Genomic DNA, 348 nt, shown 5'->3' on the forward strand with positions numbered 1-348 from the left:
AGGATATAGCAGTACCCTGAGTAGTGCGGGACACGTGTAATCCTGTATGAATCCACCGGGACCATCCAGTAAGGCTAAATACTCCTGAAAGACCGATAGTGCACCAGTACCGTGAGGGAAAGGTGAAAAGAACCCTAAGTAAGGGAGTGAAACAGAACCTGAAACCGTACGCCTACAAGCGGTCGGAGCACATTTACTGTGTGACGGCGTGCCTTTTGCATAATGAGCCTACGAGTTACTGTTTCTAGCAAGGTTAAACATTTAAGGTGTGGCGCCGTAGCGAAAGCGAGTCTGAATAGGGCGTATAGTTAGTAGTAGTAGACGCGAAACCGAGTGATCTATCCATGG

Annotated in this window: 1 rRNA gene; it reads left to right on the forward strand. The window is 48.3% G+C overall.

What is annotated here, in order from left to right:
• Nucleotides 1–348, forward strand: a 23S ribosomal RNA gene (locus tag EYW44_RS22005); the annotation flags it as partial.

It is taken from the genome of Tenacibaculum sp. M341 (assembly GCF_004337695.1).
Lineage (GTDB): Bacteria > Bacteroidota > Bacteroidia > Flavobacteriales > Flavobacteriaceae > Polaribacter.